Source organism: Streptomyces sp. NPDC006012 (assembly GCF_042871185.1).
GTDB lineage: Bacteria > Actinomycetota > Actinomycetes > Streptomycetales > Streptomycetaceae > Streptomyces.
Genome location: NZ_JBIAIE010000001.1, coordinates 337,165 through 356,246, shown reverse-complemented (window position 1 = coordinate 356,246; position 19,082 = coordinate 337,165). Strand labels below are relative to the sequence as shown.

The window sequence follows — 19,082 nt, the reverse complement described above, 5'->3', positions numbered from 1 at the left end:
GGCGGGCGACGGCGTGGGGGGTTTGGGCTCCGGCACCTGACCGGGCGTGGGACCCGGGGGGGGCCCGGGGGGCCCCGCGGGGCCACTCCCGTGTTCGGGACGCGGTCAGGCGTACCGGTAGATCCGGCTCACGTCCTCCAACTCGTCCGGTGTGACGTCCCACGGCGGCAGCTTCTCGTGCCGGGCGACGATCCGGCCGCGCTGCCGGCTGCCCGGCCCCGGCGGCTCGGCCGGCAGGTAGCGGTGGCTGCGATGGCGCTGCTGCCAGCGGTACCACTGGAGGTCGACGAAGGCGTGATGGAGCCAGAAGACGGGGTCGTTGACGGAGGCGGCGCTGAGCATGGCGCCGCCGACCCAGCGGTGCACCCGGTTGTGGTTGAGCCAGGAGACGCTGCCCCGGCCGGTGCCCCATCCCTCCAGCTTGTTGCGGAAGCCCTGGGTGACCGTCGAGTTCCAGGGCGAGACGTCGTAGACGGGGTCGTCGAGCGCCCACTTCAGGTCGGCGGCGGTGGGCAGTTGGATCGGATCGCGGGAGCGGCCCAGGTCCCGGGTGAGGTACTCCCCGTCGGTGATGCCCTCCCGGAGGGTCCAGCGGCCCCCGCCGTGGGCGAACGGGCCGGTGGTCACCCGCCGGTCGGAACGGCGTCCGTTGCCGCCGAGCAGGTCCTCGGTCCACGGCACGGAGGTCACGCCGCGGCTCCTGGTCCAGTCCCAGTACGGGACCGTCACCGACGAGTCGACCCGGCGCAGGGCGCTCTCCAGGTCCAGCAGGAAGCGGCGGTGCCAGGGCAGGAACGAGGGCGTCATGTGCGCGGCACGCAGGCCCGCGTCGCCGTCCCCGACGAAGAACTCGACGTGCGTGCGCACGAACTCGTCGTACTCGCCGGTCCGCTTGATCTCCAGCAGGGCACCCGTGAACCGCCGCCGCTCGGCGCGGGTCAGGGTGCTCACGTCCTTACGCACGTACGCCATGCAGCCCTCCCGCGTGCGGGTGTCCCCCGCCGACCGGGCCCGGGGCCAGGTCGCGCAGGCCCTGGCCGGGGCCGAGTTCGTCGACGGCGGCGCGGGTCGCCGCCAGCGGGGTCGGGTACGAGCTGTAGTGGTCGACCACGGTCAGCCAGGTGCCGTCCGCACGCCGCATCAGATGCAGCGGGTGACCGTCCACGGTGACCAGCCAGGTCGCGTCGCCGACGGAGCGCTCGGCGGGGATCGGGGCGCCCCGGATGCGGCGCCCCTGGTAGGTCTCGTCGAAGGCGTGGCCCGCGGACGCGCCCGCGGGCCACGCCGGGCGGGAGGCCGCGACGAGCGGGGTCAGCGCGAGGGCCGCGGCGGTGCCGAGCAGAACCCGCCCGGCCTCCCGCCGCGTCCGTTCCGGCGGATCGGTTCTCTCCCGGCTCCCGCTCGACCGCTCCGCACCCACCGGTACTCCGTCGGCACTGACGACCATGGCTCACTCCTCGTACGGTTTCGGTGTCCGCACCGGTAACCGTCAAAGGGTGTCGGCGGTCACCGCCGCATCAGCCGTACGCAGGCACGACACCGGCCGGGCGGAGCACATGCGTCGGCCGGCCGAGGGCAGCGGTTGCGCCGGTCAGCGACGGGAGCCCAGGCCCAGGTCCGCGGTCGGGCCCCCCTTCAGGGCCGGGGCGAGGACACCGGCCTGGGGGAGCTTGGGGCCCGGCAGCCCGAAGGCGCCGGCGTTCGGCGCGGTGAGCGGGGCGTCGGCGGACAGTCCGGGGGCCAGCGCCCGGATGCCGGAGGCAGGCGCGTCGGCCCGCACCTGGTCGAAGCCGCCCAGGGCCTTCGGCAGGGGGGCCTGAAGGCCGGCGCCGGGCAGGCTGCCGCCGACGGGCAACCGGGGCACGGTACGGGCCGGGAGGAGCCGCCCCTCGACGTACTGGGGTCCTTCGGGCGCTCCCGGAATCAGCATCGGCAGTTCGGCGCCGAGCTTCGGCATCGGCACGTGGAGGGACTTCTCCACCCCGTCCAGCGGCACCGGGACGGGGACCGTGCCGACCGCGGCGGCGGGGGTGGCGGCCCCCACGGCGGCCGCGACGCCCGTGGCGACGGCGGCAAGGGTTCCTCGGGTGGTCGACTTCATGTCAGGTACGGTCCCTTTCAGGCTTCGCGTGAATCGACGTCCGTACCGCGTAACGAGCCGAAAACGCCCGGAGTGCAAGAATCGCCCGCGTGCAGCATTAGTCAGCTGGTCGGACGTCCGGCGGCGGACCGCGGCACCGCCGGCCGACGCGTCAGGTGCGCAGGCTGCGGGCCGGGAGGACGACGTGCGCGGCTGCGGTCAGGGTCTCCTCCGCACCTACGAAGGCCGCCAGTTGTTCGGGGGTCAGGGTCAGGCCGGGCTGCGCCTCGGGCCAGGCGCGGGTGGTGAACACCAGGTAGGCGTAGCCGCGTTCGGCGACGGCGGCGAGCCACTCCGGCGGGGCGGGGCACTGGGCGTTGAGCGGCGGCAGGGTGACGACGGCCTGGCCGGACTGTACGAGCAGGGTGGCGGGCAGGCTGGGCTTGGCGGTGCCGTCCACGAGGTCGCCGCCGACCGGGAGTCCGTTGTTCTCCAGCAGCCGCTCGACCGCAGCGGACGTCACGTCCGCGCCGCCCTCGGCGTCCCCCAGGGAGTACGCCAGCAGGTACGGCATGTCGGATCCGTCGGCGGCCTCGCCGCTCCAGGCGAGTACGACGAGCGTGCCCAGCTCGGCCGGGCGGAACGGGCGGGTTTCACTTGGGGTTGAGGTCACCGCGCGACCCTACCGACGGCCCCGTGCACCGCCCGGCGTCTTCTCACCCGACCGGCGCATTGACGCGGGGGCCGTCACCCGAACGAGGGACGCCTCCCGGCGTCCCTCGAACGGCTCTGGACGAAGCGGTTCAGCTCTGCAGCGGCAGACCGCCCAGCAGCGGGTTGTGCTGGTTGACCGCGCCGGCCGCGCCCTTCACCGCGTTGAGCGGGGAGCCCTTCTTCTCGGTGTTGAGCACGTTCGACTGGTGCTGGAGCGGCATCGCGTCGTCCACGGTGAGGGGACCCTTGGTGAGTGTGTTGACGGCGCCGTTGAGGCTGGTGGGCGTGAGGTCGGCGGCGTTGTGGGCGAACGCGGGCGCGGCGACGCCCGCGAGGGCCACGGAACCGGCAACGACAGCGGCAGCCTTCAGGGACTTCATCGTGTTCCTTTCTCGGCAACTCACGTCACCTCGGGAAAATCTGACGCCGTGCTCAACGAGGTCCGGCCGGGGCGGAAACCCCGTGCGCGGAAGACATATGAGATCCCCGACGTGACCGGGGGCAGGGGCGAGGACCGTGTCGGCGCCGGGAACGGGAGCACGGGACGCCGCGTGGTGCGCTCCCGGGACGAGTCGGCGGCCACGGCGGCCGGGCCGGTGATGCCGGCCGGCAGGGTGGTGCCCCGTCAGGGGGAACGCGAACCGGCCGCCCTTCCGCGGTGAGCCGCGGGAGGACGGCCGGCGAGGGGGATCTGCCGTCCCGTCAGTCGTTGGCGCAGGTTCCGCCGAACGCCGGGTTCAGCAGGGCGATGATGTCGACGGTGTCGCCGCAAAGGTTGAGCGGCACGTGGACCGGGGCCTCGACGACATTGCCCGACAGCACGCCCGGGGAGTGGGCGGCGGCGCCGTGCGCGTCACTGTCGGCGGCGGCCACACCGGCGCCACCGGCGACGGCCGCGACGGCCGCAGTGGTCAGGGCGAAGCCCTTCGCGATACGCGACATGGAGAAGTGCTCCTTGGGATCGACACAAACATCCGGGCGGCTGCCCGGCGCTGTGTCAACGCGCCGCGTGTGCCCGAGTTGTGCCGCCAGTGGAGTGATCTCCGATATAGGACAACCTTCACGATTCCGACACACTTGTCATATTCGTCTGGATTAATACGGATAGCAGCTAGAGTTGCGGAACTATTCAAACACCTCTATAAGCCATCAAATCACACCTGCCTTGCAGCGTTGCCGCGCCCTTGGTCCGACCTCCTCCCCTATGTCCTCCCCCCTCTCACCTCCGCCCCTCTCTGACCTCTGACGCCTCTGGTCCGCCCCGGCGCGTTCCCGCCCGCGGTCCCGAGCGTCCCCCGTGAGCGAGGAATCCCGCGTATGCATCACTCAGCAACCGACCCTCGGTTCCGGGTCCTCCACCTCGCCCAGCCCGCCGACGGCGGAGTGGCCCGCGTCGTACTGGACCTGACGCGCGCCCAGCTCGCGGCCGGCCTGCGGGTCACGGTCGGCTGCCCCGGCGGTGAACTGGCCGCCGGAGCACGGGAACTGGGCGCCGACGTACGGCTCTGGCGAGCGACCCGGTCGCCGGGCCCCGGGCTGGCCGGCGAGGTGCACCGGCTCGGCCGGCTGGTGGCACGGGTACGGCCCGATCTGGTGCACGCGCACAGCGCCAAGGCCGGGCTCGCCGGACGGCTCGCGGTGCGCGGCCGGATCCCGACGGTCTTCCAGCCGCACGCCTGGTCGTTCGAGGCGGTCGACGGGGTCACCGCGGCGCTGGCGCTGAAATGGGAACGGTGGGGAGCGCATTGGGCGACCCGGGTGCTGTGCGTGAGCGAGGCGGAACGCGCCACCGGCACCCGCGCCGGGATCCGCGCGCACTGGTGCGTCATCCCCAACGGCGTCGACCCGCTGCGTTTCAGCCCGGAGCCGCCCGGAGCCACGGCCGCCTCGCCGGCCACCGTTTCCCAGGTCGCCACCGCGACCGCGCTCGCCCTTGCGCCCCCGTCCCCGCACCCGCATCGCCCGCCCACGCCCGCCCGGGCCACCGCCCCCGCCCCGGTCACGGACCCGGCGGCCCCGCTGGTGGTCTGCGTGGGACGGCTGTGCCCGCAGAAGGGGCAGGACGTCCTGCTCCGGGCGTGGGACACCGTCGTACGACATGTGCCGGGCGCCCGGCTCGTGCTGGTCGGCGACGGACCCGACCGGGAGCGGCTGCGGGCCGGCGCCCCGCCGGCGGTGACGTTCGCGGGCGCCGTCACCGACGCCGCCCCCTGGTACCGGGCCGCCGACCTCGTGGTCCTGCCCTCCCGCTGGGAGGGCATGGCGCTGGCCCCGCTGGAGGCGATGGCCTGCGGCCGGCCGGTGCTGCTCACGGACGTCGACGGCGCCCGCGAATGCCTGCCGCCCGGCCTCGCCGCACACTGCCTCGTCCCGCCCCGCAGCCCGGCGGCGCTCGCCGCGTCCGTCACCGCCCTGCTGCTCGACCCGGCGCTGCGCACGGCGCTCGGTTCCCGTGGCCGCCGCCACGTCCTGACCACCCACGACGTACGGCACACCGCCGAGGCGGTCACGGACCTGTACCGCGAACTCCTCGGCACGGCACCCGCCGTGCCGTCCCAGTGCAGGGAGTCCAGCCGCCCGTGACCGCCGAAAGCACCGTCCCCTCCCCCGGCGCGCAGCCGCGCGACCACGGGTACTCGGCCGTCACGGTCCTGCCACCGCGCCCGGCCGACGGCTTCCGGTTCCCCGTGCACCGGCCGCCCGCACCCGGCCCGTCCCCGCTGCCCCTGCTCACCGCCGACCTGGCCGCCGCCCTGCCGGCCGCCTGCACGCTCGGCCCGGCCGACCACCGCCCGGTACTGGCGGCCCTGCTGATGTCCGCGACGCTGCTGCTGCGACCGGGCGCCGACCGTCCGGTGCCCGGCGTCCTCGACGAACTGCCCGCCGTCTGCGGCCGGATCGCGGTCGTCTGGCTGGGCCTGGCCGCTCTCCTGGCGGCGTACGCGCCCGACCGCGCGCTGTCCCCGTACGGTCTGCTGCTCGGCTGGGCGCTGCACGCGGCCGCGTGCTGCGCGGGCCGCGGCCTCGTACGCGGACACCGGCACCGGGCGCTGCTGCGCCGCCCGTGCCCCGCGCTGCTCGTCGGCCCGGCGGCGACTGCGCAGCGGGTGGCCGCCGGGCTGCTGCGCCATCCGCGGTGCGGAGTACGGCCGGTGGGTGTCGTGGCCGAGGACATCGGCGGCACCGGCGGGCTGCCCGTGCTCACCACCGGCACCGAGGTGAAACGGGCCCTGGTCCGCGACGGCGTACGGACCGTGCTCACCGTCGACCCCGCGGTGCGCACCGCGCAGGGACCGCTGCTGCGGGCGCTCGCCGAGTCGGGCTGCGCGGTGTGGGAGGTGGACGCCGAATCACCGGCGTACGAGACCCGTGACCAGCTCGCCGGGTTCTCCTGCCGCCGGCTGGAGGTGGGCGTCCGGCGGCGCGGCAGCGCGGTCAAGCGGGCGCTGGACGTGCTGGTGTCCGGCATCCTGCTGGTGCTGGCCGGACCGGTGCTGCTGGGCTGCGCCGCGACGCTCAGGATCATCGGCGGGCCCGGTGTGGTCTTCCGTCAGGAACGCATCGGCCAGGACGGGCGCCCCTTCACGCTGCTGAAGTTCCGTACCCACCGCCCGGCCGACGAGCACGAGGCGGCCACCCGCTGGAGCGTGGCGGGCGAGCCCGAGATGAGCCGCTTCTGCCGCTTCCTGCGGTGCACATCGATGGACGAGCTGCTCCAGCTGTGGAACGTGCTGCGCGGCGACATGAGCCTGGTCGGCCCGCGCCCCGAGCGCCCCTTTTTCGTCACCCAGTTCAGCCAGACGTACCCCGGTTACGCGGCCCGCCACCGGATGCGGACCGGCATCACCGGGCTCGCCCAGATCAACGGGCTGCGCGGCGACACCTCGATCGAGGACCGGGCCCGCTTCGACAACGCGTACATCGACAACTGGTCGCTGTGGCAGGACGTCTGCATCCTGCTGCGCACCGCGGCCGCACTCGTACGGTCCACCGGGAGCTGACGATGACCCGTACCCTCCCGCTGCCGGCCGTCCGGACCGCACGGCCACCGGCCCGCCGGCCCTCCCCGTGGCTGCACCTGCTGCCGGTGCTTCCGGTGCTCGCGGTCCCGGCCCTGCTCGCGCTGCCGTCGGCCACCGCGGACGGCGGTGGCGCGGGACCGGCCGACGTGGTCTCCGCGCTGGTCGTCGCCCACTGCGCGTTGCGCCTGCTCCGGCACCGGCGCCGCCCGCTGTCCGTACCGGCCGCCGTGGTACTGGGCCTGCCCGTCGTCGGCCTCGCGCTCGCCGCGACGGGCGCCGCCTCGCCGGGCGCCGGGCTCTCCGGGCTCGGCCGCTATCTCCAGATCTTCGTCCTCGTCCCGGCGGCCATCCTGCTGCTGCTCCGCGACCGCCGCGACTTCACGCTGCTGGCCTGGTCGTTCGTGGGCCTGGCCGGCTGGCAGGGCGCGCTCGGGGTGCACCAGTACGTCACCGGGACCGGCGCCTCCTACCGGGGCGAGGACATCCGGGCGGTGGGCACGTTCGGGGCGCAGGACGTGATGGGCATGGCGACCGTGGTGTCCTTCGGCGTGGTCTGCGCGGTCGGCCTGGCCCTCGGACGGTCCGCCGCGCACCGGCGGGTTCTCGCCGCCGGGTGCGCGGTCGCACTGCTGGTGCCGCTCGCCCTGTCCTTCAGCCGGGGCGCCTGGATCGCGACGGCGGTGGCCTGTGCCGTGCAACTGGTGGCGGCGGGGCTGCGGCGGGCGCTGACGGTGGCGGCGGCCGTGCTCGCGGCGGGCGTGATCCTGGTGGGCGGCTTCGGAGTGGGCACGGCACTGCTGGACGAACGGGTCAGCTCCATCACGCAGGTCGCCGACTCGCCCGACCAGTCGGTGGTCGACCGGTACACCATGTGGGCCGCCGCGGTCTCGATGTGGCGCGAACACCCGCTGACCGGCGTGGGGCTGAAGTCCTTCCCCGAGTACCGGGACGGCCATGCCTCACTCGCGCTCTCCGCCGGCAGCGACACCGAGGGCGCGGGCGCCGCGTACCGCAAGCAGCCGCTGCTGTCCCCGCACAACATGTATCTCCTGGTCCTCGCCGAGCAGGGCCTGACCGGGCTGCTGGCCCTCGCGGGCAGCTGGCTGGCGCTGCTGGCGTGCGCGCTGCGGAGGATGTGGCGCACCCGGGCCGCCGCCGGGCCGGGTGCGCGGCACACGGCGGCCGGGGAGTGCGGACTCGTCGCCTGTGGGCTGCTGGTCTGGCAGCTGACCGACTTCGGGTACGCCGACATCGGCGGCTCCTCGACGGTCCTGACCGCCGTGGTCCTGGGTCTGGCGGGCTGGTGGGCCCTGCTGGGCGGCGGCACGCCGGCCGACGGCGGCGGGCCCGCCGCCCGCGCAGGCAGCGTCGGCGACGGGGAGGGCGCGGGCAGGTGAACGCGTCCTCCTCCGGAAGCCCGCGGGCCCACGACGCGCGGCCCGGCACCACACAGGCCGTACCGCCCGCCCGCTCCCAGGCGGACGCCCCGTGCGATGCCGACACCCGACCGGCCGCACCACCCCAACCAGCCGCCACTTCCGATACCGGCACGACCCGACCGGCCGCACCACCCCAACCAGCCGCCACGTCAGGTATCGGCACCCACCCCGCCCCGGTCTCGCAGCGTTTTCTCGCCAGGGCCACGCTGGTGACGGCCGCGTTGTCGATCGCCGGGGCGCTGTTCGGGCTGGTCCGGGACCAGTCGCTGGCCCGGCTGTTCGGCGCGGGCCAGGACACCGACGCCTTCCTGGTCGCCTGGACCGTGCCGGAGTTCGCGGCGACGCTGCTCATCGAGGACGGGCTGGCCTTCGCCCTGGTACCGGCGTTCAGCGTGGCGCTGGCCCGGCGGGCGGAGGGTGTCCCGGGCGACCCGGTGCGCGCCCTTCTCGCCAGTACGCTCCCGCGTCTGTCGCTGGCCTTCGCCGCCGTCTCCGCGCTGATCGCCGGCGCCGCGCCGCAGTTCGTCGAGGCGCTGGCCCCGGGGCTGCCGGATCCCGGCCTCGCCGTCGACTGCACCCGGTCCACCGCGACCTGCGCGTTCAGCTTCGGGCTCGCCGGGTACTGCAGCGCTGCGCTGCGGGCGCACCGTCGCTTCGTGGCGCCCGCGGCGATCTACGTCGTCTACAACCTGGGCATCGTCGCGGCGATGTTCCTCCTGGGCGGCAGCTGGGGCGTGCGCTCCGCGGCGGCCGGCGTGGCGCTCGGCGGCTGCCTGATGGTCGTCGTACAACTGCCTTCGCTGTGGCGGCAGTTGCGAGGGCACCGCATGACGGACGGCAGCGCTCGAACGGCCGAGTCCGCCGAGTCCACCGGGCCCACCAGTCCGAGCGGGCCCACCGGATCCGCCGAATCCACAGATTCCCCCGGATCCACCGAATCCGCCCAGTCCACCGCCGTGGACAATCCCCACCCCATGAGCCTGACCCTGATCGCCACCGTGCTGCTGTTCGCCCTGTGCCGGCAGTCCCAGGTGCTCATCGAGCGGTTCCTCGCCTCCCACCTGTCGCCGGGCGCCATCTCGCACCTGAACTACGCCCAGAAGGTGGCCCAGATCCCGATGACGCTCTCGCTGATGCTGTGCACGGTCACCTTCCCGGTGGTGGCGCGGGCGCTGGCCGAGGGTGACACCGAGCGGGCCCGCACCCGGGTGGAACGCGATCTGGCGCTGGCCGCCTGCCTGGTGCTGCTGGGCGGCGCCGTGGTGGTGGCGTGCGCCCCGCAGATCGTCGAACTCCTCTTCCAGCGGGGCGCGTTCACCGCACGGGACACCGCGGCGACGGCGGACGTGATGCGGGTGTACGCGCTCGGGCTGCTCGGCCAGACCCTGGTCGGCGCGCTGGTCCGCTCGTACTTCTCGGCGGGCCGCGCCACCTGGTACCCGGCCGGCGCGATGGCCGCCGGCATCGTCGTGACCTCCTGGATCAGCGCCCTGAGCGTGGGCGTCTGGGGTGTCACCGGGATCGCGGCGGGCAACGCCGCCGGCATCACTGCCACCGCCGCGCTGCTGCTGTACGGGCTGCGCGGCACAGGTCCGCACGGCGCGGGCCGCGAAGGTCGTGCGGCCCGCGCCGTACCGATCCGCACCCGGCGGGTGCTGGGCGAGCTGAGCCGGCCGCTGCGGGCGGCCGTGGTCGCGACCGTGGCGGGCGCGTCGGCCGCGCACCTGGCCCGGACGGCTCCGGCCGGCCTGGCCCTCGGCGCCACGACGACGGCCGCCGTGTTCGTCCTGCTCTGCTACGCCCTCGGCGCCGAGGGCTGCACGCCCGCGCTCCGCTCTGTACGCACCGTCACGCAAAGGCTCACGCATGGTCTCTTCCGTTGAGCACACCGCTCTCGCCGTCCCCTCCACCACCTCCACCACCTCCTCCACCGTTCCCTCCCCCGCCCCCGCGGCCGCCCGGCCGGGCCCGGTGCCATGGGTGGCGATGTACCACTCGGTGGGCGACTGCTCGGACGACCCGTACCGCATCACCGTCACCCCGGCCCGTCTGGACCGGCAGCTCCGCTGGCTGCGCAGGCGCGGGCTGCGGGGCGTGTCCATGGCCGAGTTGCTGGCCGCCCGCGCCCGCGGCGCGGAACCCGGCCTGGTGGGGCTCACCTTCGACGACGGCTACGCCGACTTCCTCGCCCACGCCCTGCCCGTACTGCGCCGCTGGGGCTGCAACGCCACCCTGTTCGTCCTGGCCGGCCGGCTCGGTGGCGACAACGACTGGGATCCGCTCGGCCCGCGCAAGCCGCTGCTGAGCGCGGACGGTGTCCGCCGGGCGGCGGACGAGGGCGTGGAGATCGGTTCGCACGGACTGGCCCATGTCGACCTGACCGCGGCGGACGCCGGCACGCTGCGCGCCGAGGCCGCCGACAGCCGCGCCCTGCTGGCCGAGCTGACCGGCCGGCCCGTCGACGGGTTCTGCTACCCGTACGGCTCGGTCGACCGGCGGACCGTGGCCGCCGTACGGAACGCCGGATACGGCTACGCCTGCGCCATCGACCCCGGCCCGCTCAGCGGCGTCCACGCCCTGCCCCGGATCCACCTCGGCCAGCGCGACACCGCGCCGCGCCTGTTCCTCAAGCGCCGGCTGCACCGGCTGCGCCGCCGCCCGGTCCAGGGGCTGGGATGAAGGTCCTGCACGTCATCACCGGGCTCGGCATGGGCGGCGCCGAGCAGCAACTGCGGCTGCTGCTGGGCCGGTTGCCGGTCGACTGCGACGTACTGACGCTCACCGAGCCCGGCCCGGTCGCTGCCGCGCTGACCGCCGACGGGGTGCGGGTCGCGCACCTCGGCATGGCGGGCAACCGCGACCTGACCGCGCTGCCCCGCCTGGTGCGGGAGATCCGCCGGGGCGGTTACGACCTCGTGCACACCCATCTCTACCGCGCCTGCCTGTACGGCCGGATCGCCGCCCGGATCGCCGGGGTGCGGACGGTCGTCGCCACCGAGCACTCCTTGGGCGACTCCCGGATCGAGGGCCGCCGGCTCACCACCGGGGTCCGCGCGCTGTATCTCGCCGGGGAGCGTCTTGGCCGTACCACGGTCGCCGTCTCCCCGACGGTCGCCGGGCGGCTGGAACGCTGGGGCGTGCCCGGTCCGCGCATCGAGATCGTGCCCAACGGCATCGACGCGGCCCGCTTCCGCTTCGACCCGGTGCGGCGGCTGCGCACCCGGGCCGCGCTCGGCCTGCCCGAGGACGCGTACGTCGTCGGCGGTGTCGGCCGGCTCACCCCGGGCAAGCGGTTCGACGTCCTGATCCGGGCCCTGGCCCTGCTCCCCGCGGACTGCCGGCTGCTGCTGGTCGGGGGCGGCGCCCAGCAGGGCGCGCTGCGGGCCGCCGCCCGGGCGGCCGGGGTCGCGGACCGGGTGCTGTTCACCGGCGAGCGCCCGTACGCCCCCGACGGCTCGCCCGGTCCCGATCTGCCGTGCCTCACCTGGGCGATGGACGTGCTGGCCGCGCCGTCCGCGGAGGAGGCGTTCGGGCTCGCGGCCGTCGAGGCGCTGGCGGCCGGGCTGCCCGTGCTCTACACCTCCTGCCCGGCGATCGAGGACCTGCCGCCGACGGCCGCCCCGAACGCCCGCCGCGTGCGCGGCGACGCCGCCGAGTACGCCCGCGCCCTCACCGGCGTCCGCGCCGCGGGCCCCGTACCCCGCACGGTCCCGGACGCCGCCCGGCACTACGACATCGCCCGCAGCGCCGCCCGCCTCATGGAGGTCTACGCGGCGGCGCTGGCCGGACGGCCCACGCCCGGCCAGGTCCCGTCATCCCGATCCCCCCAGGAAGCAGGCACCCCATGACCGACACCCCCAACCGACCGCTGCAGCCCGCCCGGCCGGCCCGCTCCGGCCGCCTGCGAAAGCTGCCCGCGTGGTCGCTGCTCGCGGCCTGCGCCCTCGCCGGCGGTCTGCTCGGCGGCGCGTACGGCGTGCTCAGGACTCCCGTGTACACGGCCACCAGCTATGTCGTCGCCGTCCCCACCGAGCAGTCCGACCCGGCCGCCGCACTCGGCTTCGCGCAGGTCTACGGACGGGTCGCCACACAACTCGCGGTGCTCGCCGACGCGCAGGTGTGGGCGGGGGTACCGGCCCGTACGCTGCAGTCGAGCGTGCGGACGGCGACCTCGCCGGACGCGCCGATGGTCGCCGTTTCGGCCAGTTCGGTCCGCCCGGACCTGGCCGTCGACATGGCGGACGCCGTGACCCGCTCCATGATCCGGCGGGCCGCCGACACCAAGGCGAGCACGCACGTGGAACTCCTCCAGTTCTCCCGCGCGGTACGGCCGACCGCCCCGGCCTCGGCCTCCCCCGAGGTGACCGGGCTGGTGGGGGCGAGCGCGGGCGGACTGCTGGGCGGCCTGGCGCTGCTGGTACGGCCCCGGCGCACCCAGCCGCAGCCCGCGCCCCCGGCGACCGTGCCCGGCCCGGCCGTCGCCGCGGATGTGCAGGCACCGCGATGACGGTGACCGACACGGCGCGACCCGCGCTGACGACCGAGGTCCACACCGACGAACAGGTCTTCGCCGAACTGGCCCCGGCCTGGGAGCGGCTGTACCGGCACTGCGCGACGGCGACCCCCTTCCAGAGTCACGCCTGGCTGCACTCCTGGTGGCGGTCGTACGGCACGCCCGGCCGGCTGCGGCTGGTGCTGGTGCGCTCCGGCGGCGAACTGGTGGCCGCCGCGCCGCTGATGCTGATGCGCCGCCCGCTGCCCGCGCTGGTGCCGCTGGGCGGGCCGGTCTCCGACTACCGGGACGTACTGATCGACGACGACGCCGACGCGGTCGGCGGGTTGCCCACGGCCGCGCTCACCGCGGCGCTCGCGGCGACCGCCCGCACGGCGCTGATCGATTTCCGGGAGGTGCGGCCGGGCGGCGCGATGGAGCGCGTCTATGCGAGCTGGCCGGGACCGCGCCGGGTGCTGCGGGACTCGCTGTGCCTGGAGCTGCCCGCCGTTCCCATGGCCGACCTGCTGGCCCGGCTGCCGTCGGGCAAGGCCCAGCGGGCGCGGGCCAAACTGCGCAAGCTGACCGCGCTGGGCGTCCAGCGGCAGGCGGTACGGCCGGACGGGGCGGACGCCGCGCTGCACCGGCTCCTTGAGCTGCACCGGTTGCAGTGGCAGGGCCGGAAGATGACGGCCGAGCACCTGCGGCCGCGGTTCGCCGAGCACCTGGTGGGCGCGGTGGGGCCGATGGTGCGCTCGGGCGACGCGGTGGTCACCGAGTTCCGGCTGGACGGCGAGGTGGTGGCCGTCGACCTGACCCTGCTGTCGCGGAGCCTGGCCGGCGGCTATCTGTACGGCGCCCATCCGCGGCTGCGGGAGCGCAGGGCGGACGTGGCGGTGATGCTGCTGGACGCCTGTGCCGAGCAGGCGGCCGGGTGCGGTTCGCTGAGCCTGCTGCGCGGCGACGAGCCGTACAAACACCACTGGCGCCCCGAACCGGTCGCCAACCGGCGCCTGCTGCTCGCCCACCGCCTCACCGCGCCGCTGCTGTCGGCGACGCGGTACGGCACGACGGCCAGACAGCGGTCCGGCCAGGCACTGCGCCGGTGGCGGGAGCGCACCGAGGAGGCGCGGGCAGCCGCCTGCCCGGCCACCACGCACCGGCAGCCCGCCGAGGACGCCTCACGGCCCTGCCGGCGCCTGGCGATTGCGTGACCACCGGTCGAATCGGAGGCACACCTTCCCGCCGAGCCACTGCTCGACCCAGTCGCCCAGCGCCAGCGGCGAGCAGTCCGCCGAGGGCGGTGCCGTCGGCGTGCTCGGGGCCGGCGTGGGAACCGTCGTGGCGGGCGGCGTCGGGGGCGGGGGCGGCGTGGGCGTCGGTGTGAGGGGAGGCGTTGGAATCGGCGTGGGCGTGGGGGTCGGCGTGGCCGGCTCCTCGACCCGCCCGGAGAGGACCGACCGGTAGACCTCCGCGGCCCTCGGATTCTGCGAGCACTGCCACACGCCGTGCGGGCAGTAGTCGGTCAGCGTGTTGTAGAGCGGCCGGTGCTCGTCGATCCAGGCGAGCATGCGGCGCATGTACTCCGGATCGTCGCCGTTGCGGAACAGCCCCCACTCCGCGTACGAGATCGGCTTGCCGTGCTCCTTCGCGAAGTCCACCTGCTGCTGGAGGCCGTAGGGCTCACTGACCTGTTCGTCGAAGGACAGCCCGACCGGCTGGTCGTAGGAGTCCATGCCGATGACGTCGACCGTGGCGTCGCCGGGATAGCACTGCGTCCAGGGCACGGCGTCCCGGCCGCGGCTCGGCGTGAAGTCGAACCGGAACTTCTGCCCCGGCACCGCGCGCATGGCGGTGACGATCCGGTTCCAGTACGCCGTCCACGCCTGCGGGTCGGGCCCGCAGCGATGGGAGTAGGTGGTGCCGTTCATCTCCCAGCCGAGCACGATCACCGTGTCCGGCACCCGCAGCGCCACCAACCGTTCGGCGAGGGCACGGAAGTGGTCGTCGAACGCCCCGGCGGCGCCCTGCCGCAGCAGCCCCCGTACCTCCGTGTCGGAGAGGTGGTCCTCGTTGCGCTCCAGCATGGGCACGTTGAGGACGAACGTCCGCTCGTCCCGCTCGCGCCGCCATTGCGCCCAGGCGTCCAGGAAGCCGGGGGCGCCCTCGATGTTGCTCCAGCGGTCGCCGGGCAGATAGGTGTGGGCCACGGTCAGATCGGCGCCGCCCAGCCAGCGGCTCAGCTCGGCGATGCGGGCGACGCCCCTCGGGCCGTAGTCGAGATAGGCACCGAAGGCCGGAGCGGGCCGGGGGGAAACGGGGGGATCCGTCGCCCGCGCCTCCCCCGACACGAATCCGGAACCGGTAGCCAACCCGACCGACGCGGTGGCCGCCACCGCGGCCACGGCCCATCGCCCGGACCGGAACCTGCCTTGCCGTGGAGCCATGCCCGCTCCTCCCTCCACTGCACTCGGCTGACGTGTGCGGCCGGCGGCTGCGTCGGAGCTGTCCCACCGGTGTACTGACACTCAGTCATATCCGGGTGGGTCCCGCCAGTGCGGTTAGGGCTTTCGGGTCTGCCGGGCGGCCGCACGGCTGAACCGGGCGGGCGCCGCCCCCGCGGGGAGGGGAAGGGGGTGGCGGAGGTCGGGCGCGGGTGCCGGACGGCGAGGTCCGGCACCCGGCGCACTACCGACGGGACGCGGCTCGGCCTCGTCGGAACAGGATCGTGCCACCCGCCAGCAGTGCGGCGCTGACGGCCGAGGCCCCCAGCATCGCCTCGCTGCCGGTGTGCGGCAGGGAGGGCGGCGGTCCACCCGGGGGCGGGGTGGTGGGAGGAGTCGTCGGCGGCGTCGTGGGGGGCGTCGTCGGCGGCGTGGTGGGCGGGGTGGTGGGAGGAGTCGTCGGCGGCGTCGTCGGCGGCTTCGTGGGAGGCGTCGTCGGCGGCTTCGTCGGCGGCGTGGTGGGGGGCTTCGTGGGCGGCGGGGTGTGCCCGCAGTCATTGCCGTAGGCGGGGTTGAGCAGACCGACCACGTCGACCGTGTCACCGCACGCGTTCACCGGAAGGTCCACGGGCACCTGCACGTGGTTGCCCGAACCGACCCCGGGCGAATCCTCCGCCTTCCCGTACGCCGAGGAGCCGGAGCCGTATCCCGGCTTCTCGGACGCACCGTAGCCAGGCTTCTCGGACGAGCCGTAGCCAGGCTCGTCATCCGAACCGTAACCAGGCTTCCCGGACGAACCGTAACCGGGCTCCTCGGACGAGCCGTAGCCAGGCTCGTCATCCGAACCGTGACCAGGCTTCTCGGACGAGCCATAGCCAGGCTTCTCACCCGAACCGTAGGCCGAGTCATCATCCGCGCCGTAATCCGAACCATGACCAGGCTTCCCGGACGAGCCGTAACCAGGCCCGTCGGACGAACCGTAACCGGACTTGTCCGCCGAACCGTAGCCAGGCTTCTCGGACGAGCCGTAACCGGGCTCGTCGGTCGAGCCGTAGCCCGGCTCGTCATCCGGACCGTAGGACGAGCCGCCGTACTCCTCGTCGGCCTTGTCCTTCGTGGTGCCCTCGGCGTGTTTCCCGCTCTGGGCGTGCGTCTCGGTCTTCTCGGTCTTCTCGCGCGTCCCGCTGCTCTGGTCGCCGGCCTCGTCCTTGGCGCCCTTGTCGCTCCTGTCGCCCTCCTCGCTCGTGGCGCGTTCGTGCGAACCGGCGCCGTTGGCACAGGAGTTGCCGAACGCCGGGTCGAGCGCGGCGATCAGTTCGGCGGTGTTGCCGCAGGCGTTCGCCGGTACGTGCACCGGCACCTGGGCGTTGTTGCCGGCGGCCGCGCCGGGCGATCCCTTGGCGACGCCGTCCGTGCCCGCGTCGGCGAGCGCGGGGCTGCCGTACAGGGACAGGATGCTCGTCGCGGCCGCGGCCGCGACCATTCCCCTGCTCAGGGTCTGTCGCAATGTCGTGGTCTTCCTGCTTGAAGAAGTGGGAAGGCCGGCCCCGGAACGAAGAACCCAAGGATCAACGGTCCGGGGCCGGCCGTGGCACAGCCCGGAGGCTGGTACGTGAAGTCGGTGACGTCAGTCGCCGGCGCAGGTGTTGCCGAACGACGGGTCCAGCAGGGCGACGATGTCGATCGAGTTGCCGCACAGGTTGATCGGCAGCTGCACGGGGACCTGGATGGTGTTGCCGGACACGACACCAGGGGAACCGACGGCGGCACCCTCGGCACCGGCGTCCGCGAAGGCGGGGGCGGCAACACCCAGAGCCAGGATGGCGCCCGCGACGACGGCAGCGCTTTTCTTCATGAACTTTCCCTTCTCTGCGGTCATGCCTCTATGACGGCCGAAACCGCGCGAGCACAGCAGGAACGGCTCGCACCATGACCGGCAGGCTGTAGAACGAGGGATAGACAGACGAAGAAACTACGGAACGCGCGAGGCTCGGAAATTCACTCGAATGCCTTCACGGCATTTACACAAGAGATGAAACGATTCGCCTGAGCGGCGGAAGCCGATTTGACAAGGGTTTCATCAAAAGGAACCGCCCGGACCGCGGTGCGTTGAACGCGACGCGACCCGGGCGGAATTCCGTCGACTCACTTGTTGCCGGCGCCGTTGCCCGAGAGGGCCGAGATGTCGTCCACGACGTGCGACAGCGGCTCGTCGCCCTTGGCCTGGGTGGAGTTCTCGGCGCACTGCTGGTTCTGCGGCGAGGACAGGACGGGGATGTCCTGCGCGGCGATCGGGACGGCGCCGACGACGGAGCCGACGTTCGCCTTGAGCGGCAGACCGACGCACAGCTTGTTCAGCGAGCTCTGCACCAGGGTCGACTGCGGGCTCAGGTTGCCGTAGGTCGCCTGGTTGCCGAACGTGTCGATGGCACCGTTGCCGCTCGCGGAGGTGGTCCCGGCGTCGTTGCCGATGGCAAGCGCCTGCGGGGCGACCGCCGCCGACGCACCGACGACGGACACGGCGACCGCTGCCACGGCCATTGCCTTCTTCAGCATTTCACTTTCCTTCCCTGGCCCCAAGTGACCAAGACGTACGTTCCTGCTCCCGGTCAACCCGCCCCGGACCAAATGGTTGCGGCAGGTCACCCGATCGGATCGCCCGGCGTCGCCACGGCGACGGATTCTCCAGGCACGGCGCGGTAATCCCGGTGCTGCGGTTGTCGACCATCAGGGTGAATACCAGGAACCATTCGGGCCCCCGTCAGTTGAACCAGGGGACTCCGGTGGACGGGGTTTCTCCAGAAGGGAATCGCAAGTGATCAAGAAGGTTCTGGCCTCCGCCGCGGTCGCCGCCTCCGTCGTCGGCATCACGGCCACCGCCGCCCCGCAGGCTCTGGCCATCGGCAACGACAACGGCACCACCTCGGCGAGCGGCAACGGCGCCCAGCAGGCGTTCGGCAACTCGGCCACCTACGGCAACATGAGCCCGCAGATGGCTCTCATCCAGGGCTCGCTCAACAAGCCCTGCATCGGCCTGCCGGCCAAGGCGAACGTCGGCTCCGTCGTCGGTCTCGTCCCGATCGCCGTGCAGGACATCCCGATCCTGTCTTCGCCGCAGAACCAGCAGTGCGTCGAGAACTCGACCCAGGCCAAGGGCGACGAGCCGCTGTCGCACCTTCTGGACGACATCTCGGCCCTCTCGGGCAACGGCACCGGCAACAACTGACCGGACCACCTCTCGGGCCTCTTCCGGGCTCTCCCCGACGGGCCGCCGGATTTCCGGCGGCCCGTCGGCCTGTCCTGGGCCGTTCGCCCGGCCCGGCCACGGTGGGGGCAGAGGGCGCAAGGGGGCGCTTGTCAATTGATCCGACTGCGCTGGTCCATTCGAGGCACAGCCCGCAACCCGGACGGGTGCGGTGCCGTTCTCGATCATGCAACTCCGCCCCCGGAGTCCGCCTTTCGAAGGGAACGAACATGAAGAAGCTGTGGGCAACCGCGGCTGTGGCCGCCTCCGTCGCCGGTATCGCCGCCGCGGCCGCCCCCCAGGCCCTGGCCATCGGCAACGACACCGGCACGACGTCCGCCAGCGGCAATGGCGCCCAGTCGGAGTTCGGCAACTCGGCCACCTTCGGCGCCATGAGCCCGCAGCTCTCGCTGGTGGAGGGCTCGCTGAACAAGCCGTGTGTCGGTCTGCCGGCCAAGGCGAACGTCGGCTCGGTCGTCGGCCTCCTCGTCCCGGTCGCCGTGCAGGACATCAGCGTCCTGTCCTCGCCGCAGAACCAGCAGTGCACCGAGAACTCCACCCAGGCCAAGGGCGACGAACCGCTGTCGCACGTCCTGGACGACATCTCGGCCCTGTCCGGCAACGGCACGGGCAACAACTGAGCGATC

Annotated in this window: 20 protein-coding genes; 10 read left to right on the top strand and 10 right to left on the bottom strand. The window is 73.8% G+C overall.

Going from position 1 to position 19,082, the window contains the following annotated elements:
- Positions 1-105 precede the first annotated feature (105 nt).
- From ACFYPJ_RS01580 to ACFYPJ_RS01555, 6 genes are all read right to left on the bottom strand, one after another.
- Entirely contained in the window at positions 106-972 is an 867-nt protein-coding gene (locus tag ACFYPJ_RS01580; RefSeq protein ID WP_389008745.1) for a tyrosinase family protein, read from the bottom strand.
- The gene (locus ACFYPJ_RS01575; RefSeq protein WP_389008742.1) at positions 956-1,447 is read right to left on the bottom strand and encodes a tyrosinase family oxidase copper chaperone; all 492 of its coding nucleotides are present in this window, start codon (positions 1,445-1,447) and stop codon (positions 956-958) included. Before ACFYPJ_RS01575 ends, ACFYPJ_RS01580 begins: the two co-directional genes overlap by 17 nt.
- A 144-nt stretch (positions 1,448-1,591) precedes the next feature.
- Entirely contained in the window at positions 1,592-2,101 is a 510-nt protein-coding gene (locus tag ACFYPJ_RS01570) for a hypothetical protein (RefSeq protein WP_389008740.1), read from the bottom strand.
- A 151-nt stretch (positions 2,102-2,252) separates the two neighbouring features.
- On the bottom strand, positions 2,253-2,753 hold the full coding sequence (locus ACFYPJ_RS01565) for a DUF5949 family protein (RefSeq protein ID WP_389008737.1): 501 nt from the start codon (positions 2,751-2,753) through the stop codon (positions 2,253-2,255).
- Between the two features lie 130 nt (positions 2,754-2,883).
- Positions 2,884-3,174, bottom strand: a complete 291-nt coding sequence (locus tag ACFYPJ_RS01560; protein ID WP_389008735.1) for a hypothetical protein — start codon at positions 3,172-3,174, stop codon at positions 2,884-2,886.
- Positions 3,175-3,496: 322 nt separating this feature from the next.
- Positions 3,497-3,736 (bottom strand): chaplin, encoded by a 240-nt coding sequence (locus ACFYPJ_RS01555; RefSeq protein WP_389008732.1) that lies wholly within the window; start codon positions 3,734-3,736, stop codon positions 3,497-3,499.
- Between the two features lie 375 nt (positions 3,737-4,111).
- Between ACFYPJ_RS01555 and ACFYPJ_RS01550 the strand changes: the two genes are divergently transcribed.
- From ACFYPJ_RS01550 to ACFYPJ_RS01515, 8 genes are all read left to right on the top strand, one after another.
- On the top strand, positions 4,112-5,377 hold the full coding sequence (locus tag ACFYPJ_RS01550) for a glycosyltransferase family 4 protein (protein ID WP_389008729.1): 1,266 nt from the start codon (positions 4,112-4,114) through the stop codon (positions 5,375-5,377).
- Positions 5,374-6,795: a sugar transferase gene (locus ACFYPJ_RS01545; RefSeq protein WP_389008726.1), complete on the top strand. Its 1,422-nt coding sequence runs from the start codon at positions 5,374-5,376 to the stop codon at positions 6,793-6,795. Before ACFYPJ_RS01550 ends, ACFYPJ_RS01545 begins: the two co-directional genes overlap by 4 nt.
- Positions 6,796-6,797: 2 nt before the next feature.
- Entirely contained in the window at positions 6,798-8,213 is a 1,416-nt protein-coding gene (locus ACFYPJ_RS01540) for an O-antigen ligase family protein (RefSeq protein ID WP_389008723.1), read from the top strand.
- Entirely contained in the window at positions 8,210-10,138 is a 1,929-nt protein-coding gene (gene murJ / locus ACFYPJ_RS01535) for a murein biosynthesis integral membrane protein MurJ (protein ID WP_389008721.1), read from the top strand. The genes ACFYPJ_RS01540 and murJ overlap by 4 nt, the downstream gene beginning before the upstream one ends.
- A gap of 103 nt (positions 10,139-10,241) precedes the next feature.
- A complete protein-coding gene (locus ACFYPJ_RS01530) occupies positions 10,242-10,934 on the top strand; it encodes a polysaccharide deacetylase family protein (protein ID WP_389010076.1) in 693 nt (230 codons plus the stop codon).
- Entirely contained in the window at positions 10,931-12,103 is a 1,173-nt protein-coding gene (locus ACFYPJ_RS01525) for a glycosyltransferase (RefSeq protein ID WP_389008718.1), read from the top strand. The genes ACFYPJ_RS01530 and ACFYPJ_RS01525 overlap by 4 nt, the downstream gene beginning before the upstream one ends.
- Positions 12,100-12,762: a lipopolysaccharide biosynthesis protein gene (locus tag ACFYPJ_RS01520; RefSeq protein ID WP_389008716.1), complete on the top strand. Its 663-nt coding sequence runs from the start codon at positions 12,100-12,102 to the stop codon at positions 12,760-12,762. The genes ACFYPJ_RS01525 and ACFYPJ_RS01520 overlap by 4 nt, the downstream gene beginning before the upstream one ends.
- Entirely contained in the window at positions 12,759-13,961 is a 1,203-nt protein-coding gene (locus tag ACFYPJ_RS01515) for a GNAT family N-acetyltransferase (RefSeq protein ID WP_389008713.1), read from the top strand. The genes ACFYPJ_RS01520 and ACFYPJ_RS01515 overlap by 4 nt, the downstream gene beginning before the upstream one ends.
- Here ACFYPJ_RS01515 and ACFYPJ_RS01510 read toward each other — a convergent pair.
- The 4 genes from ACFYPJ_RS01510 to ACFYPJ_RS01495 form a co-directional block, all read right to left on the bottom strand.
- Positions 13,929-15,194: a glycoside hydrolase family 26 protein gene (locus ACFYPJ_RS01510; RefSeq protein ID WP_389008710.1), complete on the bottom strand. Its 1,266-nt coding sequence runs from the start codon at positions 15,192-15,194 to the stop codon at positions 13,929-13,931. The genes ACFYPJ_RS01515 and ACFYPJ_RS01510 overlap by 33 nt on opposite strands.
- Positions 15,195-15,435: 241 nt before the next feature.
- Entirely contained in the window at positions 15,436-16,698 is a 1,263-nt protein-coding gene (locus ACFYPJ_RS01505; protein WP_389008707.1) for a chaplin family protein, read from the bottom strand.
- A gap of 120 nt (positions 16,699-16,818) precedes the next feature.
- On the bottom strand, positions 16,819-17,070 hold the full coding sequence (locus ACFYPJ_RS01500; protein WP_389008704.1) for a chaplin: 252 nt from the start codon (positions 17,068-17,070) through the stop codon (positions 16,819-16,821).
- A 266-nt stretch (positions 17,071-17,336) separates the two neighbouring features.
- The gene (locus ACFYPJ_RS01495; RefSeq protein WP_389008701.1) at positions 17,337-17,747 is read right to left on the bottom strand and encodes a rodlin; all 411 of its coding nucleotides are present in this window, start codon (positions 17,745-17,747) and stop codon (positions 17,337-17,339) included.
- 259 nt (positions 17,748-18,006) lie between these two features.
- Here ACFYPJ_RS01495 and ACFYPJ_RS01490 point away from each other — a divergent pair, with 259 nt between their 5' ends.
- Together ACFYPJ_RS01490 and ACFYPJ_RS01485 are read left to right on the top strand one after the other, a co-directional pair.
- Positions 18,007-18,417, top strand: coding sequence for a rodlin (locus tag ACFYPJ_RS01490; protein ID WP_389008698.1), 411 nt, complete (start codon positions 18,007-18,009; stop codon positions 18,415-18,417).
- 248 nt (positions 18,418-18,665) lie between these two features.
- A complete protein-coding gene (locus ACFYPJ_RS01485; RefSeq protein WP_389008695.1) occupies positions 18,666-19,076 on the top strand; it encodes a rodlin in 411 nt (136 codons plus the stop codon).
- Positions 19,077-19,082: the final 6 nt, after the last annotated feature.